Origin of the sequence: Oscillibacter sp. (assembly GCF_028693505.1) — a bacterium.
Classification (GTDB): domain Bacteria; phylum Bacillota; class Clostridia; order Oscillospirales; family Oscillospiraceae; genus Oscillibacter.
On sequence record NZ_JAQUVF010000006.1, the window covers coordinates 1 to 15,512 of the forward strand.

A 15,512-nucleotide genomic window follows, 5' to 3' on the forward strand; every position below is an offset into this window, starting at 1 on the left:
TGATATTCTTTCCTTGAGCCATTGGGTGATCACTCCTTTTTTGAATGTCTCGACACCATTCATTTTATCGGAGTCCCAATGGCTTTTCTATGCCTTCATGAAATTGCGAACTTTATTATACACGGCCGCATAAACTCCATGATTCAGGCGGCAAAGAGGAAGGCTCGCGGATTCAATACATTCAAGGGCTATACCTCCATGATTTACCTCATTGCGGGTAAATTGGAGCTTGCTGTGCCGCGCCCGTTTTAGCAGTCATCAACAAGAATTGGAGTTGAGCCGGTAAAATTTTGTCAACCGGCGGTTGGCAAATGGAGAAAAGGCACAGAGAACAGAGAAACAGAGAGGAGAAAAGAAGGCGCATCCGGGATGGATGCGCCTTCTGCTTTCAGGGGTTTGTCGGGGTCTGCGTGCCGTCCTCCGGCGGCGCTTGCATCTCCGGCGGGGTCTGCGTGTCGTCCTCCGGCGTCTCGGGAGACACGGGCTGCGCCTCCTCCGTCTCGGGAGACGTCTCCACCGGCTGATCGGACGTATCCGCGGGTCCTTCGATCTTCTGAGAGATCATGTGGACCTTTCTGGCGGGGGCTTCGATCTCCCCGGAGCGGCTGATCGTGGAGGCATAGGCGTCCTCCACCAGCGCGGGGTCCCGGCCCTCGATGATGGCGACCATCTCCGCGCCGGTGATGGTTTCCTTCCCCAGCAGGTAGGAGACCACCTTGTCCATGTCGCCCCGGTTCTCCTTGAGGATTTCCACGGCGTCCTGATAGCACCGGTCCAGAATCTCCTTCACGGCGCTGTCCATCCGGGCGGCGGTTTCCTGCGCGCAGTCCATGCCGTAGCCGCCGTCAAGGAACTGGTTGCGGCGGGAGGCCAGCGCCATCATGCCAAACTCTGCGCTCATGCCGAACATGGCCACCATGTTCCGGGCCACACCCGTGGCGTCCTGAATGTCCTGAGAAGCGCCGTTGGTCATGGTGCCCAGCACCACCTCCTCGGCAGCCCGGCCGCCCATGGAGACGGTGATTTTTGCCATCAGCTCGTCCCGGGTGCGCAGCTCGGTCTTGTCCTCCTCGGGCATCAAGAGGGTGTAACCCAGAGCGCCCTGGGTGTGTGGCACAATGGTAATCTTTTGCACCGGCTCGCTGTTTTTCTGCTTGTAGGCTACCATGGCGTGTCCCACCTCGTGGTAGGCCACCAGCTTTTTCTCAAATTCGGTGAGGACACTGCCCTTTTTCTCCGTACCGGCGATCACCAGCTCGAAGGCAGAGAGCAGATCCTCCTGCGTCACCAGCTTGCGTCCCTTGCGCACGGCCCGCAGCGCGGCCTCGTTCACGAGGTTTGCAAGGTCTGCGCCCACGCAGCCCGCGGTGGCCAACGCCACCTTTTTAAGGTTCACGTCCTCGCCCAGACGGATGTTCCGGGTGTGGACCTGAAGGGTTGCCAGACGCCCGGCAAGGTTGGGCCGGTCGATGATGATGCGCCGGTCGAACCGGCCGGGCCGCAGCAGCGCCTGATCCAGCACCTCCGGACGGTTGGTGGCGGCCAGCAGGATGACGCCCTTGGTGGGGTCGAAGCCGTCCATCTCAGCCAGAAGCTGGTTGAGGGTCTGCTCCCGCTCGTCGTTGCCGCCCATGCGGTTATCCCGGGACTTGCCGATGGTGTCGATCTCGTCGATAAATACGATGCAGGGGGCCACCTTGCTGGCTTCCTTGAAGAGGTCCCGCACGCGGGAGGCGCCCACGCCCACGAACATCTCCACAAAGTCGGAGCCGGAAATGGAGAAGAAGGGCACGTTGGCTTCTCCCGCCACGGCCTTGGCCAAAAGCGTTTTGCCGGTGCCCGGAGGGCCAACCAGCAGCGCGCCCTTGGGCAGCTTCGCGCCGATCTCCGTGTATTTCTGGGGATTGTGCAAAAAGTCAATGATCTCCGTCAGAGATTCCTTGGCCTCGTCCTGCCCGGCCACGTCCTTAAAGGTGACGCCGGTGGATTTTTCCATATAGACCTTGGCGTTGGCCTTGCCCACGCCGCCAAGACCGCCCATGCCGCCCATGCCGCCCTTTTTTGCCATCCAGCGCATGGCGAAGGAGAACATCAGCATGATAAAGAGGAAGGGCAGCACGTAAGAGACCAGCACCGCCATGATGGGGCTGACCGGCGGCTGATAGGTCTCTTTAAACCGCACGCCGTTTTCCTGCAGGTAGGCCACCAGCTCGTCGTTTGGAAGTTCCACCACGATGGGGTCCAGCTGCGTGGTGCGCGCTTCCCCGGCGGCGTCCGCATAGGTCCAGACCACGGACTGATCGCTGGCGGTGGATTTGGTGTACGCCACGCCGTCCTTGCCGGTGTAGACGTAGCCATCCTCCGGGACCAGATGCATGATGCTCTCATTGGGGTCGAAGGCGACCTCGGTCAGCTCCCCCTCCTTGACCAGATCCAGGAAGTCGCTGTAATAGAGCTCCACGGTGGAGGACTGATGGCCCGCGCTGGTCATGTAGTTGGTGGCATAGCTGATGAGAATGGTCAGCAGCAGCGCCCAGGAGACCAGAGAGATGATCCCGCGTACGTTATTGTTTTTGCCGCCGGGACCGCCGGAGCCATTGGGAGAATTCTTTTTGTTGTTTTGATCCATTCTATCGGAAACTCCTTTCAGGGGGAAACGCTCTTATTAAAAGTATAACGCAGTATATCACACAAGCGGCCCTGTCACAAGGACAAGGGCACTTTTTTTCATGAAGTTTCTGTAAATTCACACTTTATTGTGCCCTGCTTCTATGATATACTACCACATGAATGCGACAAAAACTTCTTTTTAAGGAGACAATATGAACGAAGAAAAAAAGGACGCCCTGACGGCGGAGGCAGACGGTATCATCGAAGGCCGCAATGCCGTGATCGAGGCGCTTCGCGCGGGCGAGAACATTGACAAGATCTATCTCCAAAAGGGGGAGACGGACCGGACGCTGGGCCACATCGCATCCAAGGCGAGAGCCGCAGGCGTTGTTGTGGTGGAGGCGGACCGGCGGAAGCTGGACTCCATGAGCCGTACCCACGCCCATCAGGGCGTCATCGCGCTGGCGGCGGTGCGGGAGTATGTCAGCGTGGAGCGCATTTTGGAGATCGCGGCGGAAAAGGGGGAGCCTCCCCTGATCGTCGTGTGCGACGAAATTTCCGATCCCCACAATCTGGGCGCCATCATCCGCACGGCGGAGTGCGCCGGGGCCCACGGCGTGGTGATCCCCAAGCGCCGCAGCGCGGGACTGACCGCCGTGGTGGCCAAGACCTCCGCCGGGGCGGTGGCCCATGTGCCGGTGGCCCGGGTGCCCAACATTCCGGCCCTTTTGAAGGACCTCAAAAAGCAGGGCGTGTGGGTGTTCGGCACGGCGGCGGGCGGAAGTACGGCGCTCTATGACGCCGATCTCAAGGGCCCGGCGGCCATCGTCATCGGCAGCGAGGGGGACGGCATGACCCGTTTGGCCGTGGAAAACTGTGATTTTCTGGTGAGCATCCCCATGCGGGGAAAGCTCAGCTCCCTGAATGCCTCCGCGTCGGCAGCGATTTTGCTGTACGAGGCGGTGCGTCAGCGGCAGTAACACGAGGAAAGGACCGGCAGCATGATCCCAAAGGACGAGAAAAAACGAAATAGCGCAGCTTTCCTCGCCGACGGGACGGATGTGCCGGCGGAGGAGACAGACTTCTCTCTGGAGGAGATTCTGGCTGAATACGGCGCGGGACGCGAGCAGCAGATTTTGCGGGATGTGGAGCAGTCCGTCTGCCCCGCCCCTTCGGCGGAGAAGCCCACCGAAGAGACAAAAATGCCGCCTGCAATGCCGCCTGTACGCGAGGGCGTGCCGGAGATCCCGGCCACTGCGGAGACGGAAAGGCCCCGGCAGGGGGCTTCGCTGCACGCCGAGGCCCCATGTGAGCTATTCGAGCTGGAAAAGGAACTGCCGAAAGCGCCCCGCCCCATTTCGCTGGAAGAGGTGGTGGGCAGCACGGTGGACGCGGTGATGGAAGAACACCGCGAACCGCTGCTTCAGCGGCCCCGGGGCCTGTTTTCCCGGCGGCGGCTGGAGGAGACGGAGGAGCTGTACGCACCGCCCCAGCCGGAAGAAGAGCCGCAAGCGGAGCCTGTGGAGCCGGAGATGGACCCTTGGGACGCCTCGGAGCAATACCGCAGCGAATATCACCGCCGCCGGGGCGGACTGCTGGCGGCGGCAGTGGCCGCGCTGGTACCGTCCGTGCCTTTGCTGCTGGAGCGGCAGGGCTTTTTGATCCCGGTCTGGTCCGGGGATATCCAGCTGCAAACCATGGTGCTGCTGGGGTGCCTCGCGGTGGTGGCGCTGCTTTGTCGGAGCGTCTTTGCCAAGGGTGTGCGGATGCTGTGCAGGAAGCGCTGCACCAGCGAGCTGCTGATCTCCCTCTCCGCTATTCTGACGGCGGGGGACTGCGTAATGCGGCTGCTGGAGCCGGGGCGCAGCGCGACGATGCCCTATGTGTCGGTAAGCGCGCTGGCGCTGGTGTTTGCCCTCTGGGGAGACAGCCGGGAAAGCCGGGGGCGCTACGACACGTTCCGCGCCGCGGCGATGGACGATGAGCCGCCCTACCTCGTGACGGAGACGGGCCGCGGCGCCTGCAAGCAGCGGGGCGAGCTGCCGGGATTCTATACCGCCGCCATGCGGGACGACGCCGCAACGCTCTGGCAGACGGTGCTGCTGCCGGTGGTGCTGATGGCCTCGCTGGTGTTTGCCGGACTCAGCTCTCTGGGACAGGGGCGCGGCGCCGACTTCTTACTGAATTGGTCCGCTATTTTGGCCTCCGGCGCTACCTTTGCGCTGCCGCTTTGCTGGGGGCTGCCCTTTTCCAAGCTGGCGGCGCACCTGCAAAAAACGGGCTGCGCCGTGGGGGGCTGGCTGGGCGCGGAAAAGATCAGCCGGAAAAAAAGCATGATTTTGACGGACGCGGACCTGTTTCCGCCGGGGACCATCCAGCTCAACGGCGTGAAGGTGTTTGGCGAGGAGATGAGAAAAGCCACCTCCTACGCCGCCACCATGGCCCGGGCGGCGGGCAGCGGGCTGGAGCGGCTGTTTGACGGGCTGGTGCGCAGCGAGGGCGGTCATTACGAAAAAGCCGACGATTTCAGCTTTTTCGAAGAGGGCGGCTGGTCCGCCACCATCCACGGAGAGTCCGTGCTGATGGGGACCGCTTCCTTCATGCGCAAGATGGAGGTCCGGATGCCGGGCAACATCAACCTGAAAACCGGCATGTTTCTCACGGTGGACCACCAGCTTATCGCGGTGTTCGCGGTGAAATACAATCCGGCGGAAAATGTGGACTTCGCCCTGCGGATGATGCGGCGCAGCCGTATCATGCCCATTTTGGCATCCCGGGACCCCAACATCACGCCATCGCTGCTCAAACGCAAATTTTATAAGGGCGTGAAGGTGGAGTATCCCAATCTCACCACCCGGGTGGCGCTGAGCGAGGCGGAAAAGGACCGGGGACTGCCCCGGGCGCTGCTGTTCCGGGAGGGGCTGCTGCCCTATGCCGAGACGGTGGCGGGCAGCCGTAGGCTGTGCAAGGCCGTCCGGCGGGCCACGCTGCTGGGACTTCTGGGCAGCGCCGCGGGAACGCTGCTGTCATTCTATCTCGTGAGCATGGGGGCTTACAGTCTGCTGACGCCGCTGGCGCTGGAGGTTTTCCTGCTGCTGTGGACGCTGCCAGTTTTGCTCATGACGGAGTGGACGGGCTGGTATTGACCATCTCCCGAAAGCGGGGGGCGTTGGCACACAAAAAGAGACCCGGAAAGCCCTGGGTTCTTCTCCCCATCAATGATAGACACAAAACTCCCCGGGCACCGTTGAAGTGCCCGGGGAGTTTTGTTTACACGAAAGCATCGCCAATTTTACCGATAAGCGGCAAATGGCAGGGCTTTTATCCCCAAAGCTTCCATAGATAGCTTCCAATGGTGCAAACGCTGCATCCATAAAGAACCAGCGCACAGGCGGTGATGAGCCGCGCCTTTTTCTTTTCGCCTTTGACGGCATAGGTCTTGGCATTGATGGTGTAGGCCACGGCAAAAAAGAAGAAGCCCATTTGCAGGAACAGTTCCTTTTGGGAAAAAACCTTGATAAAACTGCCCAGTATGAAAATACTGCCCAGAACAATGAAGCCATTCATCACTTTATTCATGGTCAGCTCCCGCCCACTCTATCAAATTTGAGGAAAAGGCGAGAGACAGGGGCCTCTCACCCAATTTCCCCAGATTCCCCGGAAGGGGTCTCTTTTTATGTGTCTTTGGTTACAGCCGGTCGTATTTCAGGATGGCGCCCTCGGAGCCGGAGGCCGCAATCTTGCAGTAAAGGCCCAGCCAGCCCTTTTTGAATTTCGGCTCCGGGCGCTTCCACGCCGCCAGCCGGGTGTCGATCTCCGCCTGAGGCACCAGCAGCTCCAAAGACCGCTTTTCCACGTCGATGACGATGCGGTCGCCGTCATGGACGATGGCGATGGGACCGCCCTCGGCGGCCTCCGGAGAGATGTGGCCCACAAAGCAGCCGTTGTTGGTACCGGAGAACCGGCCGTCGGTGATGAGGGCGGTGGAAAGCGCCAATCCCCGGCCGTAGAGATACTTCATGGCCTTGAACATCTCCCGCATACCGGGGCCGCCCTTGGGCCCTTCGTACCGGATGACCACCACGTGTCCCTCCCGGACCTTTCCGGCGAGGATGGCTTCCTCCGCCGCTTCCTCAGAGTCAAAGCAGATGGCCTCGCCCTCGAAGTGGTGCAGGCTCTTGTCGAAGGCGCCGGGCTTCGTGATGCCGGTATCCGGCGCCAGATTGCCCCGCAGCACCGCAACGCCCCCGGTGAAGCCAAAGGGATCGTCCGCCGGGCGGATGACGAGGCCCGTGGCGGGATAGGGGTACTTGTGATCGGCAATATTTTCCGCCACGGTGTGGGCGGTGACGGTCATCGCGTCCGTATCCAGCATAGCTGCCAGATACTCCATCATCCGGGAGACGCCGCCGTCCCGATAGAAGTCGATCATGTTGTATTTGGAGGAGGGGTTGATCTTGGCGATCTGGGGCGTCGTCGCGGAGAGCCGGTCGAACTCGTTCAAAACGTCGATGGAAAGCTCCGCCTCGTGGGCGATGGCGGTGAGGTGCATGACGGCGTTGGTGGACCCGCTCATGGCAAGGCACACCTTGATGGCGTTGCGGATGGCGCCGTCGGTCAGGATCTGGCGGGCGGTGATCTTCTTTTCCACCAGCTCCATGATCTTGATGCCGGTTTCCTCGGCCTTCACCATGCGGGCGGCGGAGGTGGCGGGGGCAATGCCGCCGTCCGGCAGCGTCATGCCCAGCGCTTCCGCCAGAGAGCACATGGTGTTGGCGGTGCCCAAATAGGAGCAGGAGCCGCAGGAGGGGCAGGAGAGGTCCTCCAGCGCGGTGTATTCTGCCTCTGTGATCTTGCCCGCGGAGAGCATGCCGTAAGCCTCCGCGCTGGAGGTCTGGTCGGACTGACGGCCGTCAAAGACCACGCCGCCCTCCATGGGACCGCCGGGCAGGAAGATGCAGGGGATATTCAGCCGGGCCGCCGCCATCAGCATGCCGGGCACGATCTTGTCACACGAGCCCAGCAGCACCAGCCCGTCGAACAGGTTGATCTGCGCCATGGACTCTACGGAGTTTGCAATCAGCTCCCGGGAGGGGAGGATGTAGTGCATGCCGTCGTGGCCCTGACCCATGCCGTCGCAGCCGCCGATCACGCCGAATTCAATCGGGGTGCCGCCGGCGCGGTAGACGCCGTCCTTGACCCGCTGGGCCACCTGACGGAGGTTGAAATGTCCGGGAACGCACTCGCTCCAGGCGTTGGCGATGCCGATGACGGGGCGCTTGAGATCGTCTCCGGTGAAGCCCATGGATTTGAGTGTGGCGCGGTAATACTGGTTGTCCAGACCGCACAGGATCTTTTCACTGCGTGCTGCGTGCTCCATGATGATTTCTCTCCCTTGATTGAATTCCGGCCGGTGAAGGCCGGGGATAGCCGCCATGTACAAAACGGAATAAAATTCCGCAGCTGAGACAGTAAAATTATAACATTTTGCGCAAAGGAATGTCAACGGATTCCACGGGAATTCGGCAAGCCGCCGAAACGGAGGCGGATTCTTTTGCACAGAAGGCAGAATTTCCATCTGATTTTTCTCCTTCCTGCCCAAAATGTGAAATGTGCCAAAATTTTTGTTGTATTAACCGGGAGAACGTTGTATAATTTCTACATTAGACACCCCGGCGGACCGCCAAATGACTGATTTCGGCAGGGCGGATGCCGGAGCGCGTCATCAGCACAAACATAAGGAGTGGAACGATCATGAGCTATTCTGTACAGAACATCCGGAACGTCTGCCTGCTGGGACACAGCGGCAGCGGCAAGACTGCCTTGGCCGAGAGCCTGCTCTATATGACCGGCGCGATCGACCGCATGGGCCGCATGGCGGACGGAAACACCGTCTGCGACTATGATCCCGAGGAGATCAAGCGTCAGATTTCTCTTTCTGCCGCCGTTGCCCCTCTGGAGTATAAGGGCTGCCGCATCAATGTGCTGGATACCCCGGGCGCTTTCGATTTTGCCGGCGAGGTCATGGAGGCCCTGCGGGCCGCCGACGCCGCCGTGATCGTCTGCTCCGCCAAGGACGGCATTTCCGTGGGCCTGGAAAAGGCCTGGAAATACTGCGAGGAGCGGAATATGCCCCGTTTTGTCTATATCTCCAAGACGGACGAGGAAAACAGCGACTACAACGCCACCTTCGACGCCCTGCGAGAGCACTTTGGCAAGAAGATTGCCCCCGTGGTGGTGCCCATTTGGGACGCGGACAAGAGAGTCACCGGCCTCATCGACGTGCTGAACAAGCGCGCCTATGAGATGCAGCAGCTCAAGCGGGTGGAGATCGAGGTGCCTGCCGACAAGGAAAGCGTCATCAGCGAGTTCAACGACGCGCTGAAGGAGTCTGTGGCGGAGACCAGCGAGGCGCTGATGGAGAAATTCTTCAGCGGAGAGGACTTCACCTACCCGGAGATGATTCAGGGCCTGCGCCAGGGCGTGCGGGAATTGAACCTGATCCCGGTGCTGTGCGGCTCCGCCGTCAACTGCATGGGAAGCCTCATGCTGATGGACAACATCGTGGAGCTGCTGCCCAACCCCACGGAGGGCAACTACCACAAGGCCACCCGGCAGGACGGCGAGACGGAGGAATTTGTGGTTTCCCCCGGCGGCGTGCCCACCGCGTTCGTATTCAAGACCGTCTCCGACCAGTACGGAAAATTCTCCTTTGTCAAGGTGCTCTCCGGCGCTATTACCCCGGATTTGAGTATGGTCAATGCCCGCACCGGCTCCGCGGAAAAGCTGGGGCATCTTTATATCATGCGAGGCAAAAAGACCACGGAGGTCAAGGAACTGGGCTGCGGCGAGATCGGCGTCATCGCAAAGATGGACAAGGTGAAAACCGGCGATACGCTGTGCGACGCCAGAAAGGTCGTCTCCCTGAAGAGCATCCCCTTTGCCGAGCCCTGCTACTCTGTGGCCATCGTGCCCAAGACCCGGGGACAGGAGGATAAGATCGCCCAGGGGCTGGTCCGCTTGAATGAAGAGGACCCCACCTTTACCGTGACGAACAACGCCGAGACCCACCAGATGGTCCTCTCCGGCGCGGGCGACATGCAGGTGGACGTTCTGGTGAGCAAGCTGAAAAACCGGTTCAATGTGGAATCCGAGCTGAAAACCGTCCGCGTGCCGTACCGTGAGAAGATTCGCAAGATCGTCCAGAAACAGGGCCGCCATAAAAAGCAGACCGGCGGCAGCGGCCAGTTCGGCGATGTCTGGGTCCGCTTTGAGCCTCAGACCGAATCGGATGAAATGGTCTTTACGGAAGAGGTGTTCGGCGGCAGCGTGCCCAGAAACTTCTTCCCCGCCGTGGAAAAGGGCCTGCGGGAGGCTTGCATCCATGGGCCGCTGGCGGGCTATCCGGTGGTGAATTTGAAGGCCGTTTTGTATGACGGGTCCTATCACCCGGTGGACTCTTCCGAAATCGCCTTCAAGACGGCGGCGCAGCTGGCCTATAAGGCCGCTCTGCCCGAGGCGAATCCTGTTTTGCTGGAGCCGGTGGGCGAGCTGAAGGTCACGGTGCCCGATACCTATATGGGCGATGTCATGGGCGATTTGAATAAACGCCGGGGCCGTGTCATGGGTATGGACCCCACGGATGATGGCTCGCAGGTCATCACGGCGGAGGTTCCCATGGCCGAGATGGGCGGATATGCCATCGACCTGCGGTCCATGACCCAGAGCCGGGGCAGCTTCGTGTTCCACTTTGTCCGCTATGAGGACTGCCCGCCTGCCGCGCAGGAAAAGGCGATTGCCGAGGCCAAGGCGCTGGCGGAGTAAGCGTAAGAGCGCCGCGCCATTGAAATAAAAAACCAAGCGGGCTTGCCGTCTATCCAAGTTAGACGGCAAGCCCGCTTGCGCCGCAATATCAGCTTTTTATAGATATACCTGCCACTCGGGATGGTAGAGCAGGGCCCACGCCATGGCGTAAAGGCACAGGGCGGCGCAGACCAGAAGGAAGCACAGCGCCATCCCCACCCAGTCATAGCGGACCCTTCCGCCGCTCCGGGCGGAGAGAAGCGTTTCCACGCCGAGACTCACAAGGATGAGGGGGGCGCCTTGCAGCGCCCAGCGCAGGTCCAGCCCCGGGAAAAACAGGGACAGGGCCATCAGCGCGCCGGCGAGAATCAGCACCGCGCCCAGCGTGAAGGTCCCCACCCGGCGAACGGGAGCCTCTGCCGCGGCGGGATCAGTCGTTTTCATGAGACTTCTCCGTTTCCGCGCCCGACGGGGTAAAGGGCGGGATTTCTTCCGCGGCGGCCTTTTTCGGCCCCCGGATAAACCAGACGCCCAGCGCAATGATTCCGATGGTCATGGCCAGCCGGGGCACGTCGTAGATCAAAAGATCGAAAAGCCAGTCTACTTGCCAGAGCAGGTCCCCCAGAATCCGCCGCACCAGTCGGTCGTACAGCAGGTATCCGCCAAGAGCCACCAGCACCCAGCCCACCACGCTGTGCCGCTTGCGGCAAAGATCGGAAAGCTTTTTGGAGTCCAGATCGGAAAAGCCGAAAAGATATTCGTCCGGGTTGGCGGCGGCCTCCTCGTCGGACTGGGCGCGGAGATTGTAGCTGTCAAAGAAGGAGAACAGCCACAGCGGCAGCATCAAAATCGCCAGCGCCGCGATTTCCAAAAAGATCGCCAGCGCGAAAATGGCGCAGAAAGCCGTGAGGATGGAGGCGCCCCGCTTCATATAGCCCTGGTGCATCTCTCCGCAGCCGGGAATGCAGGAAGCGAGAAAGAGAAAAAGTCCGTGTTTGCGTTTCATGAGTGCGTTCCTCCTTGTGTGGGTTCGGACCGCTGTTGGGCAGATCCGCTGAAAAGATTGTTAAAGTCGGAGAGCGCCCGATTCAAAGAGGCGTTCCATTCCTCCGGCCAGGTGCGCAGGCGCTGGGAAAAGGCGGGGGAGGCTTCCGGCAGGCGGGGGATGAAATCTAGATTCCCGCTGCCCCAGACCACCGTCAGCGCCAGCGCCACCGCAGCCACCGCAGTGGCGTAACGGCTGGTGACAAGGCGGAGGGTCCGCTGGCGGATGCGCCGAAAGAGACTTTCCCGGCAGGAGTGGGGGGGGAATTGCAGCTCCGCGCCGGAAAGAGCGTTTGTGTACCGCTGGAGACAGCTGTCGCAATAGGAGAGGTGCTCCGCGATTTCCAGACGTGCCAGCTCGTCCAAATTGCTTTCCTGCATCAGTGCGCACAGGGCTGCGTCGCTTAAGTGTCCGTCAGGGCGAAAAATTTCCATGCGTCTGCCTCCTTTCCAAATGTTCCCGCAAGAGTTTTTTTCCCCGGGAGAGCTGTGTGTGGATGGTTTTTACGGGCCTTCCTAGCGCCAGCGCCGCCTCCTCCGGAGAGCGTTCCTCCAAAAGACACAGGCGGCACACCGGACGGTAAGGCTCCTTCAGCGCCGCGACGGCCGATGCGATCTCCTGAGCGCCGGTGCGCGATAGCGCCACCTCCTCCGTGGGCGGGGCCAGCCCGGGGGGCATTTCCTCGTCTCCCGGCAGTATGGTGTGGCGGTTCCACGCGCTTTGCAGATGGTCCTTGGCCTTGTTGGCGGCAATGCGCCCCAGCCACTGCCGCTCATAGCCCGCAGGCATGGTCTCCCGGTGGAGGTAAGCGGAAAGAAAGGTCTCCTGCGTCAGGTCTTCCGCAGCGGCGGCGTCGTGGACCAGTTGGAAACAGATGGTGTACACCAGACGCTCATATTGGACCACCAGCTGTGAAAAATGCTCTTTGGTCATCAAACCGTCCGCCGCCTCCTCTCTTTGATTGCTCTTTCTATCATACGGTATCGCGGAGCGAAAATCTTCAAAACTACGCAAAAATTTTCAAAAAAGCTGTCGGAACTTTTTTCTGTGAAGATTTTGTGGTAAAATAGTCAAAACAGCGCTTGGCGCGGGCACCGCGCCGGACCGGGCAGTTTTTCTTGCCATTCCCGGCCCGTCATGCTACAATCAATCATCTTATATACACCGAATCGGAGGGCTGCCCATGAATCGCATCAGCAAAGAGAATTACTATCTGGATATCGCGGAGACCGTGCTGGAACGGGCGACCTGTCTGCGCCGGGTCTACGGCGCGATTATCGTCAAAAACGACGAGATCATTTCCACCGGCTATAACGGCGCGCCCCGGGGCCGGGCCAACTGCGCGGATATGGGCTATTGCTCCCGGGAGGCCATGCGGGTGCCCCGGGGTGAGCGGTACGAGCTGTGCCGCAGCGTCCATGCCGAGGCAAACGCCATCATCTCCGCCTCCCGGCGGGATATGGTGGGGGGGACGCTGTACCTCGTGGGGCGGGACGCCCGCACGGGGGAGCTGCTCTCGGACGCCACCTCCTGCTCCATGTGCCGCCGGCTGGTCATCAATTCCGGCTTGGAAAAGGTGGTCATCCGCCGGAGCGAAACAGAGTTTACTGTGGTCACTGTCTCTGACTGGGTGGCGGAGGACGATCTCCTGATCCCCGAAACGCCGGACCTGTCATAAAGAAAGGAAGTCTCCCGTTTGAAAGCAGGACTTGTCACCTTTTATCATATCCATCACTACGGCGCACTGCTGCAGGCCGCCGCCACAGAGCGGGCGGTGGAGCAAGCGGGCGGTGAGTGTGAGATCATTGACTATTATGTCAATCAAAATAACGACCTTTTCCGCAAGCCCACCGGGCTTGGCAGCGCCGCGGCGGACGCCCACACCGCCCTGCATTATGCCGCGCTGAAAACCCGGTACGACCGGTTTGAGCAGTTTGCAAAGGACCATCTGCGCATCTCCGGACACCGGTTTGAAAGCGGGGAGGAGCTGCGCGCGGCGGAGCTTCCCTATGACGTGATCCTCTCCGGAAGCGACCAGATCTGGAACCCGAAGATTTTCCCCAACGGCCGGTTTGACCCGGTGTTTTTCGGGGAGTTCTCTCCCCGGCGGAAGATCGCCTACGCCCCCTCCTTCGGCGTGCCGCATATTCCGTCGGGCATGGAACGGGAGCTGCGGGAGTATCTCGCGCACTTTTCCCACCTCTCCGTCCGGGAGCGGCAGGGGCAGGCCATTGTGCGGGAGGTGGCGGGGGTGAAGGTGCCGGTGGTGCTGGACCCCACGCTGCTGCTCACTTCCGAGCAGTGGTCGGCCATGGCCAAGCCCCCCGTGAAGCTGCCCCAGGGGGGATACCTGCTTTGCTACTGCATCAGCGCCCCCGGCCCACTGGAGCCTTACATCCGCGCGCTGGCGGAGAAAACGGGACTGCCGGTGGTGCAGCTTTGCGGTGCCCGGCAAAAGGTCCATCCCAAGGCGCGGTGCGTGCTGGACGCGGGCCCGGCGGAATTTTTGGGCCTGTTCCAAAATGCCGCCTGCGTGTGTACGAATTCCTTCCACGGAACCGTCTTTTCCGTGCAGTTTCAAAAGCCGTTTTTCACCGCCGTCGCCCCCGGCGAACTGGCGGAGCCGGAAAGCTCCCGGACCTTCAGCATCCTCAGCCGCCTTGGCCTGACGGATCGGATCATCGGCAAGGGCGACACGGCCGAAATCGACGCGCCGGTGGACTGGGCGGCGGTGAGTAAGCGGCTGGAGGACGCGCGGCGCTCCTCGCTGGACTATCTCCGTGCCGCCTTGCAAAATGAACCGTACTGTCCGCAAAGGGCGGCGGACTCGCAGGACGCGGCGCTGCCCACGCTGGCGGGGCACAGCCTTTGCACCGGCTGCGGCGCCTGCATGAGCGGCTGTCCCAAGGACGCCATTTCCATGGAACGGGACCGGGAGGGCTTTTCCTACCCGGTGGTAAATGGAGAAAAGTGCGTTCACTGCGGACGCTGCACCGCCGTTTGTCCCTTGCTCCATGAGCGGGAGAAGGGGCCGCTGCCGGCGGTGTATGCCGCGTGGCACAAAGACGACGGCATCCGCAAGGACTCCACCTCCGGCGGCGCGTTTACCGCGCTGGCGGAATACGTGCTGGAGGGCGGGGGCGTTGTATACGGCGCGGCGTTTGACGCAAAGCAGCATCTGCGCCATGTGGCGTGCTTCCGTAAGGAGGAGCTGTGGCGGCTGCGGGGCGCCAAGTATGTCCAAAGCGACTTAGGCGATACCTTCCGGGAGATCCGGGCCGCGTTGGAAAACCGTCCCGTGCTCTTTACCGGCACGCCCTGTCAGGTGGATGGACTGTACCGGTATTTGGGCAGTCGGCCCGAAAATCTCACCACCTGCGATCTGGTGTGCCACGGCGTGCCGTCTCCCGGCGTGTGGGAGGACATGGCCCGGTCCATTGAGCATCGAAAGGGAAAAAAGCTGCAGGCGGTGCGCTTTCGCAATAAAGTCACCGGCTGGAAGGATAGCCACTTCACCACGGTTTATGACGACGGCACGGTGGATACCGCGCCGCTGTTCCGGACAGAATACGGCAGGGCCTTTGGTAGGTCCCTGTTCCTGCGGCCCAGCTGCCACCACTGCGCCTACACATCCATGACCCGCCCCGGCGATTTCACCTTGGGCGATTTCTGGGGCCTGCGGCCGGAGGAATTGCCCGATGAGCAGAGCAGGGGCGTCAGTTTGCTGATGGTGAACACGCCCCACGCAAGCCATATTTTCGACCAACTCCCGCTGGCGCGCAAGGCGTTTCCGCCGGAGCGGGCCATTGCCGGAAATCCCCGGCTGGCGTCTCCCGTTCCTACCGCTTCCGACCGCGCGGCGTTCTTTGCCGCCTATGCGCTGGAGCCCTTTGACGCGGTGCGCAGAAAATTTTGCACCCTGCCGCCGCTGCCGGTGCGCATGGCGACGCGGCTTTTGTCGCCGGAGGCCAAGGAAAAGCTGCGAAAAAAGCTGCGGTAACGTTGCAATAGCAACAGCTATTTACCGGAAAAAGCGTATGCTGATAGTATCAAT

General features: G+C 61.1%; 12 protein-coding genes. 5 read left to right on the forward strand and 7 right to left on the reverse strand.

Going from position 1 to position 15,512, the window contains the following annotated elements; all coding sequences use genetic code 11:
- Nucleotides 1-388: 388 nt before the first annotated feature.
- On the reverse strand, nucleotides 389-2,629 hold the full coding sequence (ftsH, locus tag PHI30_RS02765) for an ATP-dependent zinc metalloprotease FtsH (protein ID WP_300023597.1): 2,241 nt from the start codon (nucleotides 2,627-2,629) through the stop codon (nucleotides 389-391).
- A gap of 193 nt (nucleotides 2,630-2,822) precedes the next feature.
- Between ftsH and rlmB the strand changes: the two genes are divergently transcribed.
- Complete coding sequence (gene rlmB / locus PHI30_RS02770) at nucleotides 2,823-3,590, forward strand: 23S rRNA (guanosine(2251)-2'-O)-methyltransferase RlmB (protein WP_300023598.1); 768 nt, start codon at nucleotides 2,823-2,825, stop codon at nucleotides 3,588-3,590.
- Between the two features lie 21 nt (nucleotides 3,591-3,611).
- A complete protein-coding gene (locus PHI30_RS02775; RefSeq protein WP_300023600.1) occupies nucleotides 3,612-5,756 on the forward strand; it encodes a hypothetical protein in 2,145 nt (714 codons plus the stop codon).
- A 175-nt stretch (nucleotides 5,757-5,931) separates the two neighbouring features.
- Here the strand turns inward: PHI30_RS02775 and PHI30_RS02780 are convergent, their stop codons facing one another.
- Both PHI30_RS02780 and ilvD read right to left on the reverse strand, forming a co-directional pair.
- Nucleotides 5,932-6,189 (reverse strand): hypothetical protein, encoded by a 258-nt coding sequence (locus tag PHI30_RS02780; RefSeq protein WP_300023602.1) that lies wholly within the window; start codon nucleotides 6,187-6,189, stop codon nucleotides 5,932-5,934.
- A 109-nt stretch (nucleotides 6,190-6,298) separates the two neighbouring features.
- On the reverse strand, nucleotides 6,299-7,990 hold the full coding sequence (gene ilvD / locus PHI30_RS02785; protein ID WP_300023604.1) for a dihydroxy-acid dehydratase: 1,692 nt from the start codon (nucleotides 7,988-7,990) through the stop codon (nucleotides 6,299-6,301).
- A 374-nt stretch (nucleotides 7,991-8,364) separates the two neighbouring features.
- Here ilvD and PHI30_RS02790 point away from each other — a divergent pair, with 374 nt between their 5' ends.
- The gene (locus tag PHI30_RS02790) at nucleotides 8,365-10,434 is read left to right on the forward strand and encodes an elongation factor G (RefSeq protein ID WP_300023607.1); all 2,070 of its coding nucleotides are present in this window, start codon (nucleotides 8,365-8,367) and stop codon (nucleotides 10,432-10,434) included.
- Between the two features lie 96 nt (nucleotides 10,435-10,530).
- On the opposite strand, the gene PHI30_RS02795 is transcribed toward PHI30_RS02790, so the two are convergent.
- From PHI30_RS02795 to PHI30_RS02810, 4 genes are read right to left on the reverse strand one after another with little or no spacing between them, the layout of a single operon-like run.
- Nucleotides 10,531-10,857 carry a hypothetical protein gene (locus tag PHI30_RS02795; RefSeq protein WP_300023609.1) on the reverse strand — a complete coding sequence of 109 codons (327 nt, stop codon included), beginning with the start codon at nucleotides 10,855-10,857 and terminating at the stop codon, nucleotides 10,531-10,533.
- Entirely contained in the window at nucleotides 10,844-11,419 is a 576-nt protein-coding gene (locus tag PHI30_RS02800; protein WP_300023612.1) for a hypothetical protein, read from the reverse strand. Before PHI30_RS02800 ends, PHI30_RS02795 begins: the two co-directional genes overlap by 14 nt.
- Nucleotides 11,416-11,892, reverse strand: coding sequence for a hypothetical protein (locus PHI30_RS02805; RefSeq protein ID WP_300023615.1), 477 nt, complete (start codon nucleotides 11,890-11,892; stop codon nucleotides 11,416-11,418). The genes PHI30_RS02800 and PHI30_RS02805 overlap by 4 nt, the downstream gene beginning before the upstream one ends.
- On the reverse strand, nucleotides 11,873-12,391 hold the full coding sequence (locus PHI30_RS02810; RefSeq protein ID WP_300023618.1) for an RNA polymerase sigma factor: 519 nt from the start codon (nucleotides 12,389-12,391) through the stop codon (nucleotides 11,873-11,875). The genes PHI30_RS02805 and PHI30_RS02810 overlap by 20 nt, the downstream gene beginning before the upstream one ends.
- Before the next feature lie 250 nt (nucleotides 12,392-12,641).
- On the opposite strand from PHI30_RS02810, the gene PHI30_RS02815 reads away from it, so the two are divergent.
- Together PHI30_RS02815 and PHI30_RS02820 are read left to right on the forward strand one after the other, a co-directional pair.
- A complete protein-coding gene (locus PHI30_RS02815; RefSeq protein WP_300023620.1) occupies nucleotides 12,642-13,136 on the forward strand; it encodes a deaminase in 495 nt (164 codons plus the stop codon).
- An 18-nt stretch (nucleotides 13,137-13,154) separates the two neighbouring features.
- A complete protein-coding gene (locus PHI30_RS02820) occupies nucleotides 13,155-15,458 on the forward strand; it encodes a polysaccharide pyruvyl transferase family protein (RefSeq protein WP_300023622.1) in 2,304 nt (767 codons plus the stop codon).
- The last annotated feature ends 54 nt before the right edge of the window (nucleotides 15,459-15,512 follow it).

What these genes read in the sequence shown, in the direction of transcription:
- PHI30_RS02815 (WP_300023620.1), top strand. Translation starts at nt 12,642, where the DNA reads ATGAATCGCATCAGCAAAGAGAATTACTATCTGGATATCGCGGAGACC.
- rlmB (WP_300023598.1), top strand. Translation starts at nt 2,823, where the DNA reads ATGAACGAAGAAAAAAAGGACGCCCTGACGGCGGAGGCAGACGGTATC.
- PHI30_RS02780 (WP_300023602.1), bottom strand. Translation starts at nt 6,189, where the DNA reads ATGAATAAAGTGATGAATGGCTTCATTGTTCTGGGCAGTATTTTCATA.
- PHI30_RS02790 (WP_300023607.1), top strand. Translation starts at nt 8,365, where the DNA reads ATGAGCTATTCTGTACAGAACATCCGGAACGTCTGCCTGCTGGGACAC.
- ftsH (WP_300023597.1), bottom strand. Translation starts at nt 2,629, where the DNA reads ATGGATCAAAACAACAAAAAGAATTCTCCCAATGGCTCCGGCGGTCCC.
- PHI30_RS02810 (WP_300023618.1), bottom strand. Translation starts at nt 12,391, where the DNA reads ATGACCAAAGAGCATTTTTCACAGCTGGTGGTCCAATATGAGCGTCTG.
- ilvD (WP_300023604.1), bottom strand. Translation starts at nt 7,990, where the DNA reads ATGGAGCACGCAGCACGCAGTGAAAAGATCCTGTGCGGTCTGGACAAC.
- PHI30_RS02795 (WP_300023609.1), bottom strand. Translation starts at nt 10,857, where the DNA reads ATGAAAACGACTGATCCCGCCGCGGCAGAGGCTCCCGTTCGCCGGGTG.
- PHI30_RS02800 (WP_300023612.1), bottom strand. Translation starts at nt 11,419, where the DNA reads ATGAAACGCAAACACGGACTTTTTCTCTTTCTCGCTTCCTGCATTCCC.
- PHI30_RS02805 (WP_300023615.1), bottom strand. Translation starts at nt 11,892, where the DNA reads ATGGAAATTTTTCGCCCTGACGGACACTTAAGCGACGCAGCCCTGTGC.
- PHI30_RS02775 (WP_300023600.1), top strand. Translation starts at nt 3,612, where the DNA reads ATGATCCCAAAGGACGAGAAAAAACGAAATAGCGCAGCTTTCCTCGCC.